The sequence below is a fragment of the Streptomyces sp. YS-3 genome (assembly GCF_045257485.1).
Taxonomy (GTDB): domain Bacteria; phylum Actinomycetota; class Actinomycetes; order Streptomycetales; family Streptomycetaceae; genus Streptomyces.
Genome location: NZ_JBJHPC010000772.1, coordinates 1 through 2758 on the forward strand (window position 1 = coordinate 1; position 2758 = coordinate 2758).

At 68.3% G+C, this 2758-nt stretch carries 1 protein-coding gene and 1 pseudogene; one reads left to right on the forward strand and one right to left on the reverse strand.

The genetic code is table 11. From position 1 onward, the window contains the following. Positions 1–1555: pseudogene (locus ACJA3G_RS34555) on the forward strand (hypothetical protein); the annotation flags it as partial. Positions 1556–1795: 240 nt separating this feature from the next. Here ACJA3G_RS34555 and ACJA3G_RS34560 read toward each other — a convergent pair. After that, the coding region (locus tag ACJA3G_RS34560; protein ID WP_406556986.1) for a hypothetical protein at positions 1796–2758 on the reverse strand (963 nt) is incomplete at its 5' end.

Sequence of the window (2758 nt, forward strand, 5' to 3'; positions counted from 1 at the left end):
CAACGACGACCTCGCCGTCGCCGCCACCCTCGGCCGCCAGGCAGCCACCGCACTGCTGGACTCCAAGGGCACCTGGACCCGTCAGGCCGCCCGCTTCGCACTCGCCGGATCCGACTACGACGTCTACTCCTGGATCGACCTCGACCGCCAGCTCGCCGCCTCCCAGGACGACCGCGAGACCATCCTCTTCATCGCCCAGGTCTCCGAGCCGGCCGTCGCGAAGGCGGCCGTCCAGGCCCTCACCGGCGGAATCCCCGCGGAAGGGGACTTCAACACCTCCGGCGTCATCAAGTCACGAGCCGAGGACAATCGGGTCAACATCCTGAAGATCCTCAACGAGAAGCCCGGCAAGGCCGTCACCAAGGCCGCCAACGACGCACTCAACACCAACACACCGGAAGCCCTCCAGAAGTTCTTCGACGAGGACCTCGCCCAGGCCGTCGAAGAGGACGACGCCGTCTCCACCATGAAGGTCATAGCCAGCGGTGACGCATACTCCAAGGCCTATGCCGAGGTCGCCATGGAGGGCCCCGCCTGGATGCGCCGGCACTTCATCGAATCCGTCCAACACCAAGCCGCCCAGCTCGACTATGACTCCCTCAGCCACGCCGCCGCCATGCAGGCGACCATCGCGGCGGCAGCCAAAACCGCGCAGGAGGCGCAGAAAGATGCGGCACTCGCTTCCCAAGTCGCAGCTGTGGCCCGAGACGCCGGGGCCCAGGCCCAGGAGTGGGCCCAAAAGGCGTTGGACTCGGCGAAACTGGCCGACAGCTTCGCAGACCAGGCCCGCCAGCACGCGAGTGTGGCGGACAAATCCGCCACCGACGCCCAGGCTTCGGCGGACAAGGCCAAGGACGCCGCCGCGACCGCCCAAAGTGCCTCCCGCGCGGCGAACAACTCCGCCAACCGCGCCATCGACGCGGCCCGCAGCGCACTCGCCTCCTCCTACAGCGCCCAAGCCTCCGCCACACAAGCCCACCAGGCGAAGCTCAACGCCGGCCAGGACGCCCAGACCGCTGCCGCAGCCGCCGCCGAGGCACGCCAGACCGCAGCCGACAAGCGCACGGCAGAGGTGAGGGAAGCCGCGCGCGTCCGCGCCGAGCAGGCGCAGAAGGACCGGGACGCCAACCGGAACCCCTCGAACACGACGACCAACGACACGGTCAATCCCAAGGGGAGCCAGCCGGGCAAGGACGAAGGGTGGAACGACCCCAAGTGGTGGGCTGACACCGCCGACAAGGTAAGCATCGCCGCAGGGTTCCTAGCCGCGGGCTTCGGCCTCGCCTGCGTGTTCTTCCCCGCAGCCCCGGTCCTCGGCAGCATCGCCGCGGTCTGCCTCGGCATCTCCGTCGTTGCCGCAGGCGTCAGCGCCATCGCCACCGGATTCGAACACGGTTTCTTCAGTGCCGAGTTCGCCTCCTCCGCTGGACGGCTTTCCCTGCAGCTCGTGACCCGCGGGGGCGGTCGCGCCCTCTCTGCGGCGAAGCCCGTCGCCAAGAAGGTCGAGAAAGTGGCCGAGAGCGCCGTGTCAGGCATCGCGAAGGCTCTCTTCTGACGGCCAGCGCGACAGCACTCCCATCCAAACCTGACGCGAAGGGCCGCAATTGCGATGAGATCTGCTCTTAAGCCATCCCTGCGTATGCGGTCGGCATTGCTCGCTGCGCTGACCACCCTGACGCTGACTTCCGCCACCCAAGTGAGTTCCGCGCAGCCTGTCGCCGGAAAATCTCCCCAGCTGATCGGAACACTCCATGCGGCCGACATACCTCGCGGTCCGCTCCCTACGATGACGCGTTCAGTACCCATCCGTGCCGGGGAGCGGTGCAGCCCTGTTCCGCGTGCCATCGCTTCCGGTGCTGGCCAGCTGTGCGTTCGCTCCGGACGGACCAGACAGGCCGCCCGAGCCCGCCGAGGGGGTCTGGGACGGTGAGGCGGAGTGGACCGGGGTCGTGTGGGTCACGGTCGCGTTGACGGTGCCCGCAGTGGTCCCCGAGGTCCTGGCGGTGCTCTGTGCGAGCACCTTCACGACCGCCCCGGCACCGCAGAACGTGGTGCCGGTGAATGCCGTCGCTCCCTGGTTGACGAACACGCAGGGCTGCACCGTGGCCTTCCCCGCGGGCGTGTCCTTGCGGTAGGTCACCCGGACCTTGGCGGCCGTGCTGCTGTGCGCGGTGAGAGAGGCGTCCTTGCCGATCACGTTGAAACCGTAGACACCGGGCTCGGCGGGCGAGGTGACGGGGGCAAGGGTCTTCCAGGACCCTGCGCGCAGCACCTGCACAGAGGCGTACTTGCTGGTGAGCAGCGTGCCTGTGACGTTCTCGTATCCGGAGGCGGTGGGGTTGTCGACCGTGACTCCGAAGCCGGCGGTGCCACCGGCGGTCACCGTGGCGGGAACGCCGGACAGCGTGGTGGTGAGGCCGTCGACCTTGATGGTGTCCTCGTCGTCTCCTGTAGCCGCTCCGGAGGCGCCGTAGGAGACGAGAGAGGTCAGCTTCAGGTGGTCGGTGCCACCGTTGCTGTCGCCGTTGTGCGGGGTGCCCAGGGGGACACCGATGCGCAGTTGTACGGTGCGGGACTGGCCCGCGGCGAGCGGGAACTTCTCCGGTATCTCGCCGGAGAACTCTCCGTCCGCGTAGGTCAGCGGCACCTTCTTCCACACGGTGCCGCCCAGCTGGTACTCCAGGCTGACGGCGTTCGTGGGCAGGCCCATGCCGCCGTCGATCCGGTAGATCAGCCGCGCCGAAGACGTGTCGTAGTG